30 protein-coding genes are annotated in these 18,389 nt (G+C 35.3%); 3 read left to right on the top strand and 27 right to left on the bottom strand.

The features are described 5' to 3' along the window. Positions 1 to 18: 18 nt before the first annotated feature. The 25 genes from rpmJ to rpsJ form a co-directional block, all read right to left on the bottom strand. A complete protein-coding gene (gene rpmJ, locus CD035_RS07880; protein WP_003156543.1) occupies positions 19 to 132 on the bottom strand; it encodes a 50S ribosomal protein L36 in 114 nt (37 codons plus the stop codon). 32 nt (positions 133 to 164) lie between these two features. Then, a complete protein-coding gene (infA, locus tag CD035_RS07885; protein WP_001118443.1) occupies positions 165 to 383 on the bottom strand; it encodes a translation initiation factor IF-1 in 219 nt (72 codons plus the stop codon). A gap of 307 nt (positions 384 to 690) precedes the next feature. Further along, the gene (locus CD035_RS07890; protein WP_048541064.1) at positions 691 to 1,338 is read right to left on the bottom strand and encodes an adenylate kinase; all 648 of its coding nucleotides are present in this window, start codon (positions 1,336 to 1,338) and stop codon (positions 691 to 693) included. 18 nt (positions 1,339 to 1,356) lie between these two features. Next, complete coding sequence (gene secY, locus CD035_RS07895; protein WP_048541066.1) at positions 1,357 to 2,658, bottom strand: preprotein translocase subunit SecY; 1,302 nt, start codon at positions 2,656 to 2,658, stop codon at positions 1,357 to 1,359. Then, entirely contained in the window at positions 2,658 to 3,098 is a 441-nt protein-coding gene (gene rplO / locus CD035_RS07900) for a 50S ribosomal protein L15 (protein WP_025906782.1), read from the bottom strand. The genes secY and rplO overlap by 1 nt, the downstream gene beginning before the upstream one ends. 30 nt (positions 3,099 to 3,128) lie before the next feature. Next, a complete protein-coding gene (gene rpmD / locus CD035_RS07905) occupies positions 3,129 to 3,308 on the bottom strand; it encodes a 50S ribosomal protein L30 (RefSeq protein WP_025906783.1) in 180 nt (59 codons plus the stop codon). Positions 3,309 to 3,324: 16 nt separating this feature from the next. Beyond that, positions 3,325 to 3,825 (bottom strand): 30S ribosomal protein S5, encoded by a 501-nt coding sequence (gene rpsE / locus CD035_RS07910; protein WP_025906784.1) that lies wholly within the window; start codon positions 3,823 to 3,825, stop codon positions 3,325 to 3,327. Between the two features lie 18 nt (positions 3,826 to 3,843). Continuing rightward, positions 3,844 to 4,206, bottom strand: a complete 363-nt coding sequence (gene rplR, locus CD035_RS07915; protein WP_037589017.1) for a 50S ribosomal protein L18 — start codon at positions 4,204 to 4,206, stop codon at positions 3,844 to 3,846. A gap of 27 nt (positions 4,207 to 4,233) precedes the next feature. After that, on the bottom strand, positions 4,234 to 4,770 hold the full coding sequence (gene rplF / locus CD035_RS07920) for a 50S ribosomal protein L6 (protein ID WP_025906786.1): 537 nt from the start codon (positions 4,768 to 4,770) through the stop codon (positions 4,234 to 4,236). Between the two features lie 29 nt (positions 4,771 to 4,799). Next, positions 4,800 to 5,198 carry a 30S ribosomal protein S8 gene (gene rpsH, locus CD035_RS07925; RefSeq protein WP_025906787.1) on the bottom strand — a complete coding sequence of 133 codons (399 nt, stop codon included), beginning with the start codon at positions 5,196 to 5,198 and terminating at the stop codon, positions 4,800 to 4,802. A 29-nt stretch (positions 5,199 to 5,227) separates the two neighbouring features. Further along, positions 5,228 to 5,413 (bottom strand): type Z 30S ribosomal protein S14, encoded by a 186-nt coding sequence (locus tag CD035_RS07930; protein WP_016998812.1) that lies wholly within the window; start codon positions 5,411 to 5,413, stop codon positions 5,228 to 5,230. A gap of 27 nt (positions 5,414 to 5,440) precedes the next feature. Next, on the bottom strand, positions 5,441 to 5,980 hold the full coding sequence (rplE, locus tag CD035_RS07935; protein ID WP_025906788.1) for a 50S ribosomal protein L5: 540 nt from the start codon (positions 5,978 to 5,980) through the stop codon (positions 5,441 to 5,443). 25 nt (positions 5,981 to 6,005) lie between these two features. Then, the gene (rplX, locus tag CD035_RS07940) at positions 6,006 to 6,326 is read right to left on the bottom strand and encodes a 50S ribosomal protein L24 (protein WP_048541067.1); all 321 of its coding nucleotides are present in this window, start codon (positions 6,324 to 6,326) and stop codon (positions 6,006 to 6,008) included. A gap of 43 nt (positions 6,327 to 6,369) precedes the next feature. Further along, positions 6,370 to 6,738 carry a 50S ribosomal protein L14 gene (gene rplN / locus CD035_RS07945; RefSeq protein WP_016911102.1) on the bottom strand — a complete coding sequence of 123 codons (369 nt, stop codon included), beginning with the start codon at positions 6,736 to 6,738 and terminating at the stop codon, positions 6,370 to 6,372. A 33-nt stretch (positions 6,739 to 6,771) separates the two neighbouring features. Continuing rightward, a complete protein-coding gene (gene rpsQ / locus CD035_RS07950; protein WP_016911101.1) occupies positions 6,772 to 7,035 on the bottom strand; it encodes a 30S ribosomal protein S17 in 264 nt (87 codons plus the stop codon). A 23-nt stretch (positions 7,036 to 7,058) separates the two neighbouring features. Next, on the bottom strand, positions 7,059 to 7,274 hold the full coding sequence (rpmC, locus tag CD035_RS07955; RefSeq protein WP_016998808.1) for a 50S ribosomal protein L29: 216 nt from the start codon (positions 7,272 to 7,274) through the stop codon (positions 7,059 to 7,061). Beyond that, positions 7,264 to 7,698: a 50S ribosomal protein L16 gene (rplP, locus tag CD035_RS07960; RefSeq protein ID WP_016998807.1), complete on the bottom strand. Its 435-nt coding sequence runs from the start codon at positions 7,696 to 7,698 to the stop codon at positions 7,264 to 7,266. Before rplP ends, rpmC begins: the two co-directional genes overlap by 11 nt. Before the next feature lie 2 nt (positions 7,699 to 7,700). Further along, positions 7,701 to 8,354, bottom strand: a complete 654-nt coding sequence (rpsC, locus tag CD035_RS07965) for a 30S ribosomal protein S3 (protein WP_025906790.1) — start codon at positions 8,352 to 8,354, stop codon at positions 7,701 to 7,703. A gap of 28 nt (positions 8,355 to 8,382) precedes the next feature. Beyond that, the gene (gene rplV, locus CD035_RS07970; protein ID WP_025906791.1) at positions 8,383 to 8,739 is read right to left on the bottom strand and encodes a 50S ribosomal protein L22; all 357 of its coding nucleotides are present in this window, start codon (positions 8,737 to 8,739) and stop codon (positions 8,383 to 8,385) included. 25 nt (positions 8,740 to 8,764) lie between these two features. Next, positions 8,765 to 9,043, bottom strand: coding sequence for a 30S ribosomal protein S19 (gene rpsS / locus CD035_RS07975; RefSeq protein WP_025906792.1), 279 nt, complete (start codon positions 9,041 to 9,043; stop codon positions 8,765 to 8,767). 64 nt (positions 9,044 to 9,107) lie between these two features. Further along, positions 9,108 to 9,941, bottom strand: coding sequence for a 50S ribosomal protein L2 (rplB, locus tag CD035_RS07980; RefSeq protein WP_025906793.1), 834 nt, complete (start codon positions 9,939 to 9,941; stop codon positions 9,108 to 9,110). Positions 9,942 to 9,972: 31 nt separating this feature from the next. Further along, entirely contained in the window at positions 9,973 to 10,251 is a 279-nt protein-coding gene (gene rplW / locus CD035_RS07985; RefSeq protein WP_025906794.1) for a 50S ribosomal protein L23, read from the bottom strand. After that, positions 10,251 to 10,874: a 50S ribosomal protein L4 gene (rplD, locus tag CD035_RS07990; RefSeq protein ID WP_025906795.1), complete on the bottom strand. Its 624-nt coding sequence runs from the start codon at positions 10,872 to 10,874 to the stop codon at positions 10,251 to 10,253. The genes rplW and rplD overlap by 1 nt, the downstream gene beginning before the upstream one ends. A gap of 29 nt (positions 10,875 to 10,903) precedes the next feature. Beyond that, a complete protein-coding gene (gene rplC / locus CD035_RS07995; protein WP_025906796.1) occupies positions 10,904 to 11,566 on the bottom strand; it encodes a 50S ribosomal protein L3 in 663 nt (220 codons plus the stop codon). A gap of 31 nt (positions 11,567 to 11,597) precedes the next feature. After that, the gene (rpsJ, locus tag CD035_RS08000) at positions 11,598 to 11,906 is read right to left on the bottom strand and encodes a 30S ribosomal protein S10 (RefSeq protein WP_016998799.1); all 309 of its coding nucleotides are present in this window, start codon (positions 11,904 to 11,906) and stop codon (positions 11,598 to 11,600) included. Positions 11,907 to 12,223: 317 nt separating this feature from the next. On the opposite strand from rpsJ, the gene CD035_RS08005 reads away from it, so the two are divergent. Continuing rightward, positions 12,224 to 12,592 carry a hypothetical protein gene (locus CD035_RS08005; protein ID WP_048541070.1) on the top strand — a complete coding sequence of 123 codons (369 nt, stop codon included), beginning with the start codon at positions 12,224 to 12,226 and terminating at the stop codon, positions 12,590 to 12,592. Positions 12,593 to 12,646: 54 nt separating this feature from the next. Here CD035_RS08005 and CD035_RS08010 read toward each other — a convergent pair whose 3' ends face one another. Together CD035_RS08010 and CD035_RS08015 are read right to left on the bottom strand one after the other, a co-directional pair. Further along, positions 12,647 to 13,981 (bottom strand): NCS2 family permease, encoded by a 1,335-nt coding sequence (locus CD035_RS08010; protein WP_025906798.1) that lies wholly within the window; start codon positions 13,979 to 13,981, stop codon positions 12,647 to 12,649. A 224-nt stretch (positions 13,982 to 14,205) separates the two neighbouring features. Then, positions 14,206 to 16,341, bottom strand: a complete 2,136-nt coding sequence (locus tag CD035_RS08015) for a DNA topoisomerase III (RefSeq protein WP_048541072.1) — start codon at positions 16,339 to 16,341, stop codon at positions 14,206 to 14,208. A gap of 142 nt (positions 16,342 to 16,483) precedes the next feature. Here CD035_RS08015 and CD035_RS08020 point away from each other — a divergent pair, with 142 nt between their 5' ends. Together CD035_RS08020 and CD035_RS08025 are read left to right on the top strand one after the other, a co-directional pair. After that, positions 16,484 to 17,356 carry a GNAT family N-acetyltransferase gene (locus CD035_RS08020; RefSeq protein ID WP_048541074.1) on the top strand — a complete coding sequence of 291 codons (873 nt, stop codon included), beginning with the start codon at positions 16,484 to 16,486 and terminating at the stop codon, positions 17,354 to 17,356. Positions 17,357 to 17,518: 162 nt separating this feature from the next. Beyond that, on the top strand, positions 17,519 to 18,376 hold the full coding sequence (locus tag CD035_RS08025) for a GRP family sugar transporter (protein WP_048541076.1): 858 nt from the start codon (positions 17,519 to 17,521) through the stop codon (positions 18,374 to 18,376). Positions 18,377 to 18,389: the final 13 nt, after the last annotated feature.

An 18,389-nucleotide genomic window follows, 5' to 3' on the forward strand; every position in this document is an offset into this window, starting at 1 on the left:
ATTTACACCTCTCTTTTATTAGCCTTGTTTTTGTTTGTGTTTTGGATTTTCACAAATCACCATTACTTTACCTTTACGACGAATAACTTTACATTTTTCGCAAATTGGTTTTACTGATGGTCTTACTTTCATCTTTGTATACCTCCTTGTATTTGGAGTGACGATTATTTATAACGATAAGTGATTCTTCCGCGTGTTAGGTCATACGGAGACATTTCAACTGTTACTTTGTCGCCAGGTAGAATTCTAATATAGTTCATACGGATTTTACCACTAACGTGTGCTAAAATTTCATGTCCATTTTCTAATTCTACTTTAAACATAGCGTTTGGTAAAGTATCTAATACTGTACCTTCTAATTCGATTACATCTTGTTTAGCCATGATCATTTCCCCCTTTTTCTATTCATTCTCGTGAAATACAAACGTATTTCATGTTTTAAAACCTGGTCCAAAATTAGAGACATACTTTAGGTGATTAAATCACATAGAATAAGCACAGGTTTATAAAATTGGGATGATTTAATACTTAAGATTTGCATTCGACAACACTTCAAATACTTATCGCTTCTTGTAATCACTCCGATTGTATTCCAAAAACCTAAATACTATCTTGATTCTTAAAATTGAACGCATTCACGCGTTCAAGAATCACCTAAAGCTAGGCGAATTCGGGGTGAAAGCGTCATTACTATAATGATTCAAGAATTTGAATAACATCTTCAGTAACATTATCAATTTGTCTAGAACCATCGATGTTTTTAAGGACACCTTGATTTTCATAGAAATCTAAAAGTGGTTTAGTTTGTTTAACATTAACACTTAAACGATTTGCTACTGTTTCAGGGTTATCGTCTTCACGTTGATATAATTTACCACCGTCAAGATCACAAACACCTTCAACTTTTGGTGGATTAAATACTAAATGATAAGTTGTTCCACATACTTCACAAATTCTTCTGCCAGTTAAACGATTCATAAGTTCTTCTTCCGCAACTTCGATGTTAATAACAGCATCTACTTTACGATTTAAGTCACTTAAAATTTCATTTAATGCATCAGCTTGTTCAACTGTACGAGGAAAACCATCTAGTAAAAATCCTTTTTTCGCATCTTCTTCAGCTAGTCTTTCTCTAACGATACCTATAGTCACTTCATCTGGTACAAGTTCCCCGCGATCCATATAAGATTTAGCCTCTTTACCAAGGTCAGTCTCTTCTTTGATCGCTTTACGGAACATATCACCAGTTGAGATATGAGGAATAGGGTATTTCTTAACAATTTCACTCGCTTGAGTACCTTTACCTGCACCAGGTAAACCCATTAAAATGATGTTCATAAAAACCCTCCTACTTGCTTATCGTCTTCTAAAGCCTCTATATTCACGTTGATTGAGTTGAGCTTCTAAAGTTTTCATTGTTTCAATTGCAACACCGATAACGATTAGTAAGCTAGTACCACCAACTTGTATTGCTTGAGGTAAATTCATTAACTTAATTGCTAAAATCGGAATAATAGAAATTAAAGCTAAGAAAATTGATCCCACAAACGTTAAACGATAAAGCACTTTAGTGATGTATTTTTTAGTTTGATCTCCAGGTCTAATACCTGGTACATAACTACCTTGTTTTTGTAAGTTTTCTGCCATCTTTTCAGGATTAACCTGAACAAATGCATAAAAGTATGCGAAAGCTATAATTAAAATAACATATACAATCATACCAATATTATGAGAAGGATCTGCGTAATTTGTAACTGTTTGCGCCCATTCTTGATCAGGGAAGAATAATGTTAAAGTCTTCGGAAGCATAAAGAATGCCATCGCAAAGATTACCGGAATTACACCTGCTGCATTAACTTTTAAAGGTAAATATGTTGCGTTTGCAGATAAAGAACCACCTGCGCCTTGAGTTTGACGTTTAGCATATTGAATAGGAATTTTACGAATTGCTTGAAGTACATAAACTGCACCAACAGTAAGTAAAATCATACCTACGAATAAACCAATCGCTTTTAACCAAGCCATAGTAGTATCATCTGCGCCAACAAAACTTTGTTGGTAAAACTGAATTAATGAGTTTGGCATAGAAGATAATATACCAGCGAAGATAATAATAGATATACCATTACCAACACCAAATTGTGTTATCTGTTCACCTAACCACATTAAGAAAGCTGTTCCTGCAGTTAAAACAAGTGCTATTAACACATAATTTAAGACTGAAGTATTTTGAATTAAATTACCACCGAGCATATTATTAAATGAATATGACATACCTAAGCCTTGAACAAAGGCTAATACAATTGTGAAGTAACGTGTAAATTGATTAATCTTTTTACGACCAACTTCACCTTGTTTAGACCACTCTGTAAACTTAGGTACAACATCCATTTGTAATAATTGCATTACGATTGAAGCAGTAATGTAAGGCATAATACCCATAGCTAAAATTGAGAAGTTCTGCAAGGCACCTCCACCGAATGTGTTAAACAAATCGGTAATACCTTGCGAACCTTTATTTTGATTAAAAGCATCTGGATTAACACCAGGAGCTGGAATATATGTTCCAACTTTAAATATAACGAGCATTGCTAGTGTGAATAATATCTTGTTACGAATATCTTTAGTCTTCAAAAAACTAACGATCGTTTCAAACATTAGATCACCTCATGCGTTCCGCCCTTACCTTCGATTGCTTCAATAGCTGAAGCTGAGAATTTATGAGCTTTTATTGTTAATTTCTTTTCTAATGAACCGTTTCCTAAAACTTTAACGCCAGATTTTTCAGATTTAACAACACCTGATTCTACTAATAATGCTGGTGTAACTTCAGTTCCTTCTTCGAAACGATTTAATTGATCAAGATTAACAATTGCATATTCTTTACGGTTGATGTTAGTGAATCCACGTTTTGGTAAACGACGGAATAATGGTAATTGACCACCTTCGAAACCTAAACGAACACCGCCACCTGAACGTGCTTTTTGACCTTTAGTACCACGACCACTTGTTTTACCGTTACCTGTAGCCATACCACGACCAACACGGTTACGTTCTTTACGAGCACCTTTAACTGGTTTCAACTCATGTAATTTCATTTTGGCACCTCCTTAATACTTTAGATGAATTTATTTTTCAGTAACTTTTACTAAGTGACTTACTTTGTCGATTTGCCCACGAATCGCAGGATTATCTTCAACTACTACAGTTGAGTTTGTTTTTTTAAGTCCTAGCGCTTGAACTGTCTTACGTTGAGTTTCAGGACGACCAATAACGCTACGAGTGAGGGTGATTTCTAATTTAGCCATAGTGTTTGTTCCCTCCTTAATTTAATAATTCTTCTACTGATTTACCGCGTAGACTAGCTACTTCTTCGGCATTTTTAAGTTCTTTAAGTCCTTCGATTGTAGCACGAACCATGTTGATTGGTGTGTTAGAACCTAATGATTTACTTAAGATATCAGTGATACCAGCAAGTTCTAAAACGGCACGAACTGGTCCACCTGCAATAACACCTGTACCAGGTGCTGCTGGTTTAATTAAAACACGACCTGCACCAAAACGTCCAATAACTTGGTGAGGAGTTGTTCCTTCAACACGTGGAACTGTTACTAAGTCTTTCTTAGCATCTTCTACTGCTTTTTTAATTGCTTCAGGTACCTCTTGAGCTTTACCAGTACCGAAACCTACGCGACCATTTTTATCTCCAACAACTACTAAAGCTGTAAAACGGAAACGACGACCACCTTTAACTACTTTAGCTACACGGTTAATCGTAACTACGCGCTCTTCAAATTCTTTAACTTCTTGTTCTTTACGACGCATGAGTGTCCCTCCTTTAAATTAAAATTGAAGTCCGTTTTCACGAGCTGCATCAGCTAATGCTTTGATACGTCCGTGGTATAAATATCCTCCACGATCAAATACTACAGCGTCAACGCCTTTTTCAGCGGCACGTTTTGCAACGATTTCGCCTACTTTAGCAGCTGCTTCTACATTACCTGATTGCTCTAGGTTAAATTCTTTATCTACAGTTGATGCTTGAGCGATTGTTACACCGTTTAAGTCATCAATTACTTGAGCATAAATATGTTTGTTTGAACGATATACGTTTAAACGTGGCTTTTCGCTAGTTCCAGCTAATTTAGCACGTACGCGGGCATGTCTTTTCAAACGAACTTTATTTTTGTCGATTTTAGCGATCATGTTAGTGCTCCTTTCTTATCTTAATGATTACTTACCAGTTTTACCTTCTTTACGACGAACATATTCGCCTTCGTAACGAATACCTTTACCTTTGTAAGGTTCTGGTGGACGGATTGAACGGATATAAGATGCAATTGCACCAACACGTTCTTTTGAAATACCTTCTACTTTAACTTTAGTGTTTTTCTCTACTGATAATGTGATTCCATCTTCAGCAACGATTTCTACAGGGTGAGAATAACCAACGTTTAAGATGATATTTTTACCTTGCATTTGGGCACGGTAACCAACACCAATAAGTTCTAAGTTTTTCTCGAAACCTTTAGATACACCTTCAATCATGTTAGCGATTAAAGCACGAGTTGTACCATGGATTGTTTTATGTTCTTTAGAGTCAGATGGACGTACAACTTCTAAGCTGTTGTCCTCTTGTTTATATGTCATTTCTTCATTAAAAGTACTAGTTAATTCACCTTTAGATCCTTTAACTGTTACTGTGTTACCTTCGATAGTAACAGTAACGTCTGAAGGGATCTCAATAATTTTCTTACCAACACGGCTCATTATGTGGGCACCTCCTTATAATTTTATAATTACCAGATATAAGCTAATACTTCTCCACCGATTCCACGTTGTCTAGCATCTTTATCAGTTAAAACACCTTCAGATGTAGAAACAAGTGCAATACCTAAACCGTTAAGAACTTTTGGAAGTTCATCAGCTTTAGCATAAACACGTAAACCTGGTTTAGAAATACGTTTTAATCCTGTGATAACGCGCTCGTTGTTTTGACCATATTTAAGGAACATACGGATAACACCTTGCTTATCATCTTCGATATATTCTACGCTTTTTACGAATCCTTCTTTTTTAAGGATTTCAGCGATTTCTTTTTTAATGTTTGATGCAGGTAACTCTAATTTTTCGTGACGTACCATGTTTGCGTTACGCACGCGAGTTAACATATCTGCAATTGGATCTGACATTGTCATTTGTGTTTCCTCCTTTCATTCTTTTGAGTTTACCAGCTAGCTTTACGTACGCCAGGGATTTGGCCTTTGTATGCTAGTTCACGGAAACAAATACGGCAAAGTTTGAATTTACGATATACTGAGTGTGGACGTCCACAACGTTCACAACGAGTGTATTCACGAACTCCGAATTTTTGTTTACGTTGTTGTTTAGCGATCATTGATTTTTTAGCCACTTAATTAGCCTCCTTTATAATTAGAGATTACTTTTGAAATGGCATACCGAATTGTGTTAACAATTCACGAGCTTCCTCGTCAGTGTTAGCAGTTGTAACGATAACGATATCCATTCCTCGTACTTTACTTACTTTATCATAGTCGATTTCAGGGAAAATTAATTGTTCCTTAACACCTAAAGTGTAATTTCCACGACCGTCGAATGCTTTTTTAGAGATACCACGGAAGTCACGTACACGTGGTAATGAAACTGAGATTAATTTATCAAAGAATTCATACATTCTTTCTCCACGTAATGTAACTTTTGCACCGATTGGCATACCTTCACGAAGACGGAAAGTCGCAATAGATTTTTTAGCTTTAGTTACTAATGGTTTTTGACCAGTGATTGCTTGAAGTTCTTCAACTGCAGAGTCTAAAACTTTAGAGTTTTGAACTGCATCACCGATACCCATGTTTACAACTATTTTTTCGATTTTTGGTACTTCCATAACTGAACTATAGTTAAATTTCTTAACTAACTCAGCAGAAATTTCATTATTAAACTTTTCTTTTAAACGTGTCAAAGTGGATCCTCCTTTCACTTAATAATTATTCATTTGATGATTTGATTTCTTCGCCAGATTTTTTAGCGATACGAACTTTTTTACCATCTACTACTTTGAATCCAACACGAGTTGGTTCGTTTGTCTTAGGATCAAGTAATTGAACGTTTGATACGTGGATAGTACCTTCTGTTTCTAAGATACCACCTTCTGGATTGAACTGAGTTGGTTTTTGGTGTTTTTTAATGATGTTTACACCTTCTACAACTACGCGTTCTTTCTTAGGTAATGCTTCTAAAACTTTACCAGTTTTACCTTTATCTTTACCTGAGATAACGATTACGTTGTCACCTTTACGTACGTGCATGTGTAGGCACCTCCTTAGGAATTTTGTTTTTTATCATTATAGATTAAAGTACCTCTGGCGCTAGAGAAACGATTTTCATGAAGTTACCTTCACGTAATTCACGCGCTACAGGACCGAATATACGTGTACCACGTGGACCTTTGTCATCACGGATGATTACACATGCATTTTCGTCAAATTTGATGTAAGAGCCATCTTCACGACGTACACCTGATTTAGTACGTACAACAACAGCTTTAACAACTTCACCTTTTTTAACAACGCCACCTGGTGTAGCATTTTTAACAGTAACGACGATTACATCACCAATGTTAGCTGTCTTACGACCAGATCCGCCTAAAACTTTGATTGTTAATACTTCACGAGCACCAGAGTTGTCTGCTACTTTTAAACGTGTTTCTTGTTGGATCATCTTTGTTTGACCTCCCTTATCTTTATACTTCTATTAAATAATTACTGATTCTTCAACGATTTCAACTAGACGAAAACGCTTAGTTGATGATAAAGGACGTGTTTCTGCAATCTTAACGATATCGCCCATTTTTGCTGAATTGTTTTCATCATGCGTTTTATATTTTTTTGAATATTTTACGCGTTTACCATATAATTTATGAGTTTTGTATGTTTCAACAACTACTGTAATAGTTTTATCCATTTTATCTGAAACTACTTTACCAACGTAAACTTTGCGGTCATTTCTTTCACTCACAGTAATGAACCTCCTCTACTTGATTATTTATTATCTGCTGCTTTCTCTTCTTCGATTTCTCTTTCGCGAACGATTGTTTTTAGACGTGCAATCGTCTTTTTAACTTTTCGAATGTTAGCAGTCTCTTCAAGTTGACCAGTTGCTAACTGAAAGCGTAAGTTGAATAATTGCTCTTTAGCTTCTTTGATTTCTTTTTCAATTTCAGTAGTGGTTAAATTTCTGATATCCTTAGCTTTCATTTGTGTCACCACCCAATTCTTCACGTTTTACAAACTTAGATTTAACTGGAAGTTTGTGTGCTGCAAGACGTAATGCTTCACGTGCAACTTCTTCTTGAACACCTGCAACTTCGAACAAGATACGTCCTGGTTTAACTACTGCTACCCATCCTTCAACTGCACCTTTACCTGAACCCATACGTACTTCTAAAGGTTTTTTAGTATAAGGTGTATGTGGGAATATTTTGATCCATACTTTTCCGCCACGTTTCATGTAACGTGTCATTGCGATACGAGCTGATTCGATTTGACGAGAAGTAATCCAAGCTGCTGTTTGAGCTTGTAAACCGTACTCACCAAATGTTACTTCATTTCCGCCTTTTGAACGACCAGTTGTTTTTGGACGATGTTGACGACGGAATTTAACACGCTTTGGTAATAACATTATTATTTTCCTCCTTCACTAGACTTCTTTGTAGGAAGAACTTCTCCACGGTAGATCCATACTTTAACACCTAATTTACCGTAAGTAGTGTCGGCTTCTTCATGTGCGAAATCAATGTCTGCACGTAATGTATGAAGTGGAACAGTTCCTTCTGAATATTGTTCTGCACGAGCGATATCTGCGCCACCTAAACGACCAGATACTTGAGTTTTGATACCTTTAGCTCCCAATTTCATTGCGCGTTGGATAGCTTGTTTTTGAGCACGACGGAAAGATACACGGTTTTCTAATTGACGAGCAATATTATTTGCTACCAATGTTGCATCTAAATCAACTTTTTTGATTTCGATAACGTTGATGTGTACTTTTTTGTTAGTCAATGCGTTTAATTTGTTACGTAATTTTTCAATTTCTGAACCGCCTTTACCAATAACCATACCTGGTTTACCAGTGTGGATAGCGATATTGATACGATTTGCTGCACGTTCAATTTCAACACTTGAAACTGAAGCTTCTTTTAATGCTTCTGCGATATATTTACGAACTTTTAAGTCTTCATGTAAAAGTGTTGCGAAGTCTTTACCTGCATACCACTTTGCTTCCCAGTCACGAATTACACCGACACGAAGTCCGATTGGATTAATTTTTTGACCCACTATATTCCCTCCTTAATGATTTAGTTAATTATGCTTCTTTAACTTCTTTAGCTTCTTTTTCGCCAACTACGATTGTAATATGGCTAGTACGTTTGTTAATCGCACTTGCACGACCTTGTGCACGTGGACGGAAACGTTTCAATGTAGGTCCTTCATTAGCGTAAGCTTCTTTTACTACTAATGTGTCAGGATTTAAATCATAGTTATGTTCTGCATTTGCTAATGCTGACATTAATAATTTTTCAACAACAGGTGATGTTGCTTTGTTTGTTAATTTTAAGATGGCAATTGCTTCTGCCACTTCTTTACCTCTAATAAGATCTAAAACTAATCTCACTTTACGAGGTGCGATTCTTATTGTTCTAGCAACCGCTTTTGCTTCCATTGTGACTTCCTCCTCTTTTTAGAAATTAGCGTTTAGTCTTTTTGTCGTCTGCAGCATGACCTTTATAAGTACGTGTAGGTGCAAACTCTCCTAATTTATGTCCAACCATATCTTCAGTAATGAAAACTGGCACATGTTTACGACCATCATATACTGCTATTGTATGTCCGATGAAGTTAGGAAATACTGTTGAACGACGAGACCATGTTTTAATAACTGATTTTTTTTCACCTTCGTTTTGAGCTTCAACTTTTTTCATTAAATGATCATCAACGAAAGGTCCTTTTTTAAGACTACGAGCCATTATGGCGCCTCCCTTCTTATTTAATGCGCGCGGCATCTAAGCCGCACACGTAAATAAGGTATTATTATTTTTTCTTACGACCACGAACGATAAATTTAGATGAACGTTGGTTTTGTTTACGAGTTTTCTTACCAAGTGTTGGTTTGCCCCATGGAGACATTGGTGATTTAAGACCGATTGGTGTACGACCTTCACCACCACCATGTGGGTGATCGTTAGGGTTCATTACAGAACCACGAACTGTAGGACGTTTACCCATCCATCTAGAACGACCAGCTTTACCAATTGTGATTAATTCGTGTTGTTCATTACCAACTTGACCGATTGTTGCACGACAAGTAGATAAGATCATACGAACTTCACCTGATTTAAGACGAACTAGTACGTATTTACCTTCTTTACCAAGTACTTGAGCACTTGTACCAGCTGAACGGACTAATTGTCCACCTTTACCTGGTTTTAATTCGATGTTGTGAATTGTAGTACCAACTGGGATATCAGTTAATGCTAATGCATTACCTACTTTGATATCTGCATCTGGACCATTGAATACTTCTTGTCCTACTTTTAATCCTTTAGGAGCAATGATATATCTTTTTTCACCATCTGCGTATACTAATAATGCGATATTAGCTGAACGGTTTGGATCATACTCGATAGTTGCTACTTTAGCAGGAATTCCATCTTTGTTACGTTTGAAATCAATTACACGGTATTGACGTTTATGACCGCCACCTCTGTGACGAACTGTCAATTTACCTTGGTTGTTACGTCCCGCTTTTCTCGGAAGCGGTTGTAATAAAGACTTTTCAGGAGTCGTTGATGTAATTTCAGCGAAGTCTGAAGATGTCATATTACGACGACCATTTGTAATTGGCTTATACTTTTTAAGAGCCATTGTCGTTTTACCTCCTTAATGGTAATTGTTTTTAGTTAAATAGGTCTATTGAAGAACCTTCTTTTAGAGTTACGATTGCTTTACGACGTTTGTTAGTGAAACCATTGTAACGACCAACACGTTTAGCTTTTGCTTTAACGTTCATGATATTTACTGTATCAACTTTCACGTCGAAAATTTCTTCGATTGCGATTTTTACTTGTGTTTTGTTTGCACGTGTATCTACATCAAATGTGTATTTATCTAAAGCCATATCTGATGAAGATTTTTCTGTGATTACGGGGCGCTTAATAACATCTCTTGCTTCCATTATGCGAGCACCTCCTCTACTTTATCCACTGCTGCTTTAGTTATTACGACTTTACTAGAATCTAAGATATCTAATACGTTTAAGCTTTGAGCGTCGATAACTTTAACACCTGGAATGTTACGAGCTGATAATTCAACGTTGCTGTCTACAGTATCAACGATGAATAAAACTTTCTTAGAAAGTTCTAAGTTGCTCATTACATTTTTGAATTCTTTTGTTTTAGGTGCATCAAAGTTGAATGCTTCTAAAACTGTTAATTCGTTACCACTTACTTTTGAAGATAATGCAGAACGTAATGCTAAACGACGCATTTTCTTAGGCATTTTGTAAGAATAACTTCTTGGTGTAGGACCGAATACGATACCACCACCACGCCATTGTGGCGCACGGATTGTACCTTGACGAGCACGACCTGTACCTTTTTGTTTCCAAGGTTTACGTCCACCACCACGAACTGCTGAACGATTTTTAACTGCGTGAGTACCTTGGCGTAATGAAGCACGTTGTAAGTTGACTGCTTCGAATAATACGTGTTGGTTTGGTTCGATACCAAATACACTATCATTTAATTCGATAGAACCTGATTTTGATCCATCTACTTTTAATACATCAATATTAGCCATAATGTTGTTTCCTCCTTTCACCTAAATAATTATTTATTACCTTTTTTAATTGAAGTTGTAAGTTTTACTAAACCTTTTTTAGGACCTGGCACGTTACCTTTAACTAAAATTACGTTATTTTCTGCATCAACTTTAACTACTTCTAAGTTTTGCATAGTAACTGTGTTTCCGCCCATACGGCCTGGTAATTCTTTACCTTTAAATACTTTAGAAGCATCTGAAGCCATACCCATTGAACCAGAGCCTCTGTGGTAACGAGAACCGTGACTCATTGGTCCACGAGAGAATCCGTGACGTTTAATTGAGCCTTGGAAACCTTTACCTTTTGAAACGCCTGTTGCATCAATAATGTCTCCTGCTTGGAAAGTATCTACAGTGACTTCTTGACCTACCTCGTATGCTGAAACATCAATGTTTCTGAATTCACGAGTGAAGCGCTTAGGTGCTGTACCTGCTTTTTTAGCATGGCCTTCAGCAGCTTTAGTAGCATATTTGTTAGATTTACGATCTTTTTTATATGCTTGTTTGTCTTCAAAACCGATTTGAACAGCGTTGTAGCCGTCCACTTCTTCAGTTTTAGTTTGTAATACTACGTTTTGACTAGCTTCTACTACAGTAACTGGTATTAATTCACCGTTTTCTGCGAATACTTGTGTCATTCCAATTTTTCTTCCTAAGATTCCTTTGGTCATCGAAAGTCGCACCTCCTGTTATTTTAATGAATTATAATTTGATTTCGATGTCTACACCTGATGGTAAGTTTAAGCCCATAAGAGCATCAACTGTTTTTGGTGTAGGGTTAAGAATGTCGATTAAACGTTTATGCGTACGTTGTTCGAATTGTTCACGTGAGTCTTTGTACTTATGAACGGCACGGATTACAGTATAAACTGATTTCTCAGTTGGTAATGGAATCGGACCAGACACTTGAGCTCCTGAACGTTTAGCTGTTTCAACAATTTTCTCTGCTGATTGATCGATCATGCGGTGATCATACGCTTTTAAACGGATACGAATTTTTTGTTTTGCCATAATTTTCCCTCCTTGTTCGTCTACTTTATAGTGATAGACTTCTCCACGAAAACTCTCTTACACACCGCCATGGCAAAGCGGCCGGGTGTGTCAGTAACCTCTCGCTTCATCGCTTCTTAAAGTCCAACATTAGATATGATACATGATTTATTTCTATTAATCAATAGATAACCATATATTTTTTTCTAATTTCATCTAACACATACCCAAGTATTATAACGGATTATGCGTTCTTTTTCAATAGGTAAAATTTAAATAGATAATTTGTAATCTAAATGTTATAATATAACAAGCAATTTTAACTAGGTGGTGAAATCATGAAAAGAGGAATTAAATCAGTTTTGCTAGTTCTTTCTATTATATTAGTTGTATCTGAGTTATTATTAGCCATACCTTTTCTAGGTGGAGGAATCGTTCTTTCAACTGGTTATAATGCTTTGGTACTTAATGGAACGTTATACTTTATTACGACTCTCATCCTATTAATAGATAACCAGAATTCTGTTAAAGTAATATTTATCATTCCATTAATCGGACTAATCGCTAGCTTTGTTGCAATCATTCCTATTATTGGCTGGTTATTACATATCGTAATGGTCGTATTAATGATCATCTTCTTATTTACGATTATAATTGCGCCAGTATATATCCCATCTAAATATTACAAGACTACTTATAAAAGTTAATATATAAATAAAAAGCCACGAGACTTCATTAAATGAAGTCTCGTGGCTTTTTTATTATGCATGTACAAATACAAAGTAAGCGACAAAGACGAAGAATAAACCGTACATAATTGGGTGAATTTCTTTATGTCTTTTTGCTACGATCATTGTAATTGGGTAGAATATAAATCCACACGCGATACCTGTTGCAATTGAATATGTTAAAGGCATCATAATCATTGTTAAGAAAGCTGGTACTGCTATCTCAAATTTTTGCCAATCAATTTTACCTAAGTTACTAACCATCAACACTCCTACTATAACAAGCGCTGGTGCTGTAACCGCACTTGTAACAACTGCCATTAATGGAGAGAATAATAATGCTGCTAAGAAACAAATACCTGTTACAACGCTTGCGAACCCTGTACGTGCACCAACTGCAACACCTGCACTAGATTCTATATAACTTGTTGTAGTTGAAGTACCAAATATTGCACCTACAATCGTTGCTAATGAATCAGAGAATAATGCTTTACCTGCTCTAGGTAATTTATTATCTTTCATTAATCCAGCTTGGTTTGCAACCGCAACTAACGTTCCTGCAGTATCAAAGAAATCTATAAATAAGAAAGTTAAAACGACAATTAAGAATTGTACATTAAATATAGTAGATAAATCACCAAACGCTTCGAATGCTGCACCAAATGTTGGTGACACACTTGGTACTTTCCCTACTATACTATCTGGCATTGCAATTAAACCTGTAATTAATCCCGCAATAGCTGTTAAGACCATTCCGATGAAAATTGCTCCTGGTAATTTTTTAGCCATTAATATAATTGTAATGATAATACCGAATACTGCTAATAGTACTTCTGGGTTATGCATAGTTCCAAGTGTAACTAAAGTTGAATCTTCTTTTTTAACAATACCTGCCCCTTGTAAACCTACAAAGGTAATAAACAACCCTATACCGGCAGACACAGCCATCTTTAATTCAAATGGTATTGCATTGATAATAACCTCTCGTAAACCACTCATCGTTAATATTGCAAATATAACACCTGAGAATAACACGCCTGTTAAACCAGTTTGCCATGGAATACCCATTGTTAGCACAACTGTAAACGCGAAAAACGCATTTAATCCCATACCTGGTGCTAAAGCTATCGGGTATTTCGCAATGATACCCATAAATAAACAACCAACTAGTGCTGCTAAAGCTGTAGCAACAAACACAGAACCTTGGTCCATTCTCATTGAATCAGGTACATTTTCAACACTTGCCAAACTTAACATTGATGGGTTAACCGCTAATATGTATGCCATAGATAAGAATGTCGTTAAACCACCAAGAATTTCTCTTTTATAATTTGTTCCTAATTCATCAAACTTAAAGTAACGTTTCATCATAAGACTCCTTTATTAATTTCAACACTGTACATTGTATTACTGGGAACATCAAAAATCAATATTTTTTACGAACATTTATATATTTTAATTTATTTATGTTCGTGTTATAGTTCGCTTTTTACGCTTTATAATCCGTGACAGTACGCCTCTAGCCAACTCAATTAAATACATAAACAAAAACTGAGACATCACATGATGTCCCAGCCTTTATTCAGATTAAGTTAGAACTTCAACCCTTTTAAAGCGTCTTTAAATGGATTGTTTTCTACTTCTTCAGTTTGCATATATTTCTTCATTTCTTTTTTGCCTATTTTACCTGATTTTCTATTTTTAAGTCTTTCGTCCATATGCTCTTGTGTTTCTGTATGACCACATACACATCTATAAGTCGCTTTTTTTCCTGTACCATAGAGTGTAAGTTTTTTCTTACAGTTTGGACATCTGGCATTCGTTTGTCTTTGTTGATTCTTTTTAGTCTTACATGTTGGATCTTGACACACAAGCATTTGACCATTTTTCGTTTTAACTTTAAGCATAAATTTTCCACAAGTCGGACACTCAGTAGTTGTGATATTATCATGCTTGAATTTGTCATCACTTTCTTTAATATCTGTGATGATTTCTCTCGTGAAGTTTCTCATTTCATCCATGAATTTATTTTTAGAATAATTTCCTTTTTCGATTTGAGTTAACTTCATTTCCCAATCTGCTGTTAATTCTGGTGATGTCAGTTGTTCAGGTGCTAAGTTTAATAATTGTTTACCTTTTGGCGTAATCTTAATTTTACCTTGTACCGATTCTATAACATTAGAACTATATAACTTCTCAATGATATCTGCTCTAGTTGCAACTGTTCCGATACCACCTGTTTCATTTAAAGTTTGAGCCAATTTCTTATCTTTAAGTTTAAAGAAATGATGTGGTGATTCCATCGCTTTAAGTAAAGTTCCTTCATTGAAGTATGCAGGTGGTTCTGTATCTTTACTAACGACATTCACTTTTTGTATATTCACGTGCTGTTGTTCTTCAAAAGGTAAAACTTTCACATGCGTCTTTTCTTCATATAATTCCTTAAAGCCTAATTCAACTGCTACTTCTTGTGTCAGTTTAAAAGTTTCTCCTTCACATGTTAATGTCACAGTTGTTTCTTCATATTGATATGGTGGTAATAATACTTCTAAAAATCTCTCAGCTACAAGCATATATATTTTTTGTTCTCTAGGAGATAACTGATCAAAGTTAGGTCTCACTTCTGTTGGTACAATCGCATGATGGTCTGATACTTTTTTATTATCAACAAAATGTTTACCCGCTTTAATTGGTTTCTTAAGCAATGGTACAGCATGAGATTTAAGTGGCGTAGCACTTAATGATGATACTCGTTCTTTCATAGATGAAACCATATCATCTGTTAAGTAGTTAGAATCTGTTCTAGGATAAGTCAGTACTTTATGCTGTTCGTACAATGCTTGCATTGTATTCAACGTTTCTTTCGCACTCATTTTATATCGTTGATACGCTGTTTGTTGCAAACTTGTAAGATCGTATAACTTTTGAGGGTACTTTGTTTTTTTCTTCTTCGAAATATTTTGGATAATACCCTTTTTATTTTGAACTTTTTGTTTAACTTGTTCTATTAAATCAGAATCAAATGTTTTATCCCCACTCTTACTCAACCATTTAAATTTATATCCTTCAACTTCAATATTCATTTGATAATACTTTTCAGGTTTAAATGATTGAATTTCTTGTTGTCTCATTTGTACAAGATTTAAAGTTGGTGTTTGAACACGACCACATGATAATTGCGCGTCATATTTCGTTGTTAAAGCTCTAGTCGCGTTTATACCGACAATCCAATCCGCTTCACTTCTACATAATGCTGCTTGATATAAATTGTTGTATGCTTCACCAGGTTTTAAATTTTGAAAACCTGCTTTAATTGCTTTTTCAGTAACCGAACTGATCCATAGTCGCTTAATTTGCTTTTTGACTTTTGCTTTTTCAATAATTAATCTTGCAACAAGTTCTCCTTCCCTACCAGCATCTGTCGCAATAATAATTGAATTCACATCGTCTCGCTTCATCAAATGTTGAACTGTGTTAAATTGGCTTCTTGATTTCTTAATTACAACATGTTTCATATAATCAGGAATAATTGGTAAAACATTTAAATTCCATTCTTTAAATTTTTTGTCGTATTCTTCAGGCGTAGCATTCGTTACAAGATGTCCTAATGCCCAAGTAACGATATAATTTTTATTTTCAAAGTAACCTTTTTTCTGATCATGAATACCTAATGCTTTAGCGATGTCACGACCTACTGAAGGTTTTTCTGCAAGAACTAATGCTTTCATTTCTTTTCACCCATTCTTTTTTACATTCGTACTATTATAACATGAATAAAAAGTGTTCTAAAGGCATGAAAAACTTTTATAAATTTTCGATTAATCGTATAATGGAATAAAATAATCGTTGAATATTAAAGGAGTGACTATCATGCAAATACTGCCTCTTAAAGAAATCGATCCGATTGCTTCTTATTTACACGAAAAAAACAGGCAAGAAACAAACTACGTGACACATATACCTCAGTCAATAGAAGATATAAAGAATGACTTAAGCCATAAATTTGATGAGAATACCTTCTACTATATAGAAGATCATGACACAATTATCGGGATATTAGGATTTGAAAGCGTAGATGATGAAACTGCAAATGTATGGGGACCAATCGTTAATGATACAAGTGAAGAAACGTTAAGCGCGTTAAAAGAAATATGGGAAACACTTTTAAACGATCATCCAAACATTAAATATTGTCACATTTCACTACATAAAGATCACATTTTAAATAACAGTAAACTGAAGAGACTACATGCGGGATATGTAGAAACGCAATATACGTTAGAAATTCAACAACCACCTTTACCAATTGATAAGAAACACCAAATGACGCCGTACAGCAAACCATATTACTATGCATTTAATAAATTACATTCCAATAGTTTCAAACATAGTGATATCAGTGCTGACGATATAATAGACTCACTAGATGATAATCATGCGCTTTATTTATATATAGCTGAAGGGCTCGTTAAAGGCTACATATATCTATCCATAGATATACCTGAGAAATTAGCCACAATTCCTAATTTAGCTTCTCACCATGATTACAGAAAACAAGGCATTGCTTTTCAAATGATTCATTTCGCGACGACAGAAGCATTTAATCACCAAGATGTCGAAACAGTTCGTATCTATGTAGATAGTAAAAAACATGAACAAATACAATTATTATATGAAAAAGTCGGTTTCCACATCGTCAATGAAACACATCATTTCAAATATGTTAGACCATACGATGTTTAACATTTAAACTAAGACCCACGAATGCTTATTGAACATTCATGGGTCTATTTTTAATAGTAAAATTACATTGTGAGCTATATGTTTTACATTAAAAAAGTTTCGGGCGTATAATACTTGGGTAGTTTAAATAATACAAATAAATAGAGAAAGCGAGTCTTGTGTATGGAATACCTTATAGCGCTATTACCAGCATTGTTCTGGGGAAGCGTCGTATTAATCAATGTTAAAGTTGGTGGAGGTCCTTATAACCAAATCTTAGGTACAACAATCGGGGCTTTCATCATCGGTTTATGTTTATTCTTCTTTGGTGATGTACACTTTACATTCACTACAGTTATTATCGGTATGATTTCTGGTGCTTTCTGGGCACTTGGACAAGGATTTCAACTTAGAAGTGTAGACTTAATTGGGGTTTCAATTACGATGCCTATATCTACAGGCTTACAATTACTTGGAACAACATTATTCAGTGCTGCATTTTTAGGAGAATGGTCAACAGGTACGCAAGTTGCACTTGGCCTATCAGGTTTAGTGTTACTAATTATCGGCGTGATATTTACATCTGTTCAGAAAAAAGGTTCTGGCAATAGCGGAAATACTAAAAAGCTTGGTAAAGCTATTCCAATATTACTCATCTCTACAGTCGGTTATGTCGTATACGTTGTAATCGGCCAAGTATTCGGTGTTGAAGGTTGGGATGCGCTATTTCCACAATCTATAGGTATGGTAATTGGTGGTATCATTTTATCATTCAAACATAAACCTACTGTTAAACATACGTCACTCAACTTATTGCCAGGGATTGTATGGGCATTAGGTAATATGTTCCTATTCATTTCACAACCAAAAGTTGGTGTCGGAACGAGCTTTTCATTTTCACAAATGTTAGTAATTGTTTCTACTCTAGGTGGTATTTACCTATTAGGTGAACAAAAAACAAAACGTCAAATGACATTTATTTGGATAGGTATCGTGTTAATCATTATTGCCGCATTTATTATTGGTGCAGCTAAAGGGTAAACTCAATATATAA

It is taken from the genome of Mammaliicoccus sciuri, from assembly GCF_002901825.1.
Classification (GTDB): Bacteria; Bacillota; Bacilli; order Staphylococcales; family Staphylococcaceae; genus Mammaliicoccus; species Mammaliicoccus sciuri.

Excerpts from the sequence above, each read along its gene's own strand:
- CD035_RS08015 (WP_048541072.1), bottom strand. The coding sequence starts at position 16,341 with ATGAAAGCATTAGTTCTTGCAGAAAAACCTTCAGTAGGTCGTGACATC.
- rpsH (WP_025906787.1), bottom strand. The coding sequence starts at position 5,198 with ATGACAATGTCAGATCCAATTGCAGATATGTTAACTCGCGTGCGTAAC.
- rpsJ (WP_016998799.1), bottom strand. The coding sequence starts at position 11,906 with ATGGCAAAACAAAAAATTCGTATCCGTTTAAAAGCGTATGATCACCGC.
- CD035_RS07890 (WP_048541064.1), bottom strand. The coding sequence starts at position 1,338 with ATGAACATCATTTTAATGGGTTTACCTGGTGCAGGTAAAGGTACTCAA.
- CD035_RS08020 (WP_048541074.1), top strand. The coding sequence starts at position 16,484 with ATGCAAATACTGCCTCTTAAAGAAATCGATCCGATTGCTTCTTATTTA.
- rplD (WP_025906795.1), bottom strand. The coding sequence starts at position 10,874 with ATGGCTAATATTGATGTATTAAAAGTAGATGGATCAAAATCAGGTTCT.
- rpmD (WP_025906783.1), bottom strand. The coding sequence starts at position 3,308 with ATGGCTAAATTAGAAATCACCCTCACTCGTAGCGTTATTGGTCGTCCT.
- CD035_RS08005 (WP_048541070.1), top strand. The coding sequence starts at position 12,224 with ATGAAAAGAGGAATTAAATCAGTTTTGCTAGTTCTTTCTATTATATTA.
- rpsE (WP_025906784.1), bottom strand. The coding sequence starts at position 3,825 with ATGCGTCGTAAAGAACAAGAAGTTAAAGAATTTGAAGAGCGCGTAGTT.
- rplO (WP_025906782.1), bottom strand. The coding sequence starts at position 3,098 with ATGAAATTACATGAGTTGAAACCAGTTAAAGGTGCTCGTAAAGAACGT.
- rplR (WP_037589017.1), bottom strand. The coding sequence starts at position 4,206 with ATGATCGCTAAAATCGACAAAAATAAAGTTCGTTTGAAAAGACATGCC.
- CD035_RS08010 (WP_025906798.1), bottom strand. The coding sequence starts at position 13,981 with ATGAAACGTTACTTTAAGTTTGATGAATTAGGAACAAATTATAAAAGA.
- rpsS (WP_025906792.1), bottom strand. The coding sequence starts at position 9,043 with ATGGCTCGTAGTCTTAAAAAAGGACCTTTCGTTGATGATCATTTAATG.
- infA (WP_001118443.1), bottom strand. The coding sequence starts at position 383 with ATGGCTAAACAAGATGTAATCGAATTAGAAGGTACAGTATTAGATACT.
- rplN (WP_016911102.1), bottom strand. The coding sequence starts at position 6,738 with ATGATCCAACAAGAAACACGTTTAAAAGTAGCAGACAACTCTGGTGCT.
- secY (WP_048541066.1), bottom strand. The coding sequence starts at position 2,658 with ATGTTTGAAACGATCGTTAGTTTTTTGAAGACTAAAGATATTCGTAAC.
- rplW (WP_025906794.1), bottom strand. The coding sequence starts at position 10,251 with ATGGAAGCAAGAGATGTTATTAAGCGCCCCGTAATCACAGAAAAATCT.
- rplX (WP_048541067.1), bottom strand. The coding sequence starts at position 6,326 with ATGCACGTACGTAAAGGTGACAACGTAATCGTTATCTCAGGTAAAGAT.
- rpmC (WP_016998808.1), bottom strand. The coding sequence starts at position 7,274 with ATGAAAGCTAAGGATATCAGAAATTTAACCACTACTGAAATTGAAAAA.
- rplP (WP_016998807.1), bottom strand. The coding sequence starts at position 7,698 with ATGTTATTACCAAAGCGTGTTAAATTCCGTCGTCAACATCGTCCAAAA.
- rplV (WP_025906791.1), bottom strand. The coding sequence starts at position 8,739 with ATGGAAGCAAAAGCGGTTGCTAGAACAATAAGAATCGCACCTCGTAAA.
- CD035_RS08025 (WP_048541076.1), top strand. The coding sequence starts at position 17,519 with ATGGAATACCTTATAGCGCTATTACCAGCATTGTTCTGGGGAAGCGTC.
- rplC (WP_025906796.1), bottom strand. The coding sequence starts at position 11,566 with ATGACCAAAGGAATCTTAGGAAGAAAAATTGGAATGACACAAGTATTC.
- rplB (WP_025906793.1), bottom strand. The coding sequence starts at position 9,941 with ATGGCTCTTAAAAAGTATAAGCCAATTACAAATGGTCGTCGTAATATG.
- rpmJ (WP_003156543.1), bottom strand. The coding sequence starts at position 132 with ATGAAAGTAAGACCATCAGTAAAACCAATTTGCGAAAAATGTAAAGTT.
- rplF (WP_025906786.1), bottom strand. The coding sequence starts at position 4,770 with ATGAGCCGTGTTGGTAAGAAAATTATTGAGATCCCTTCAGACGTTACT.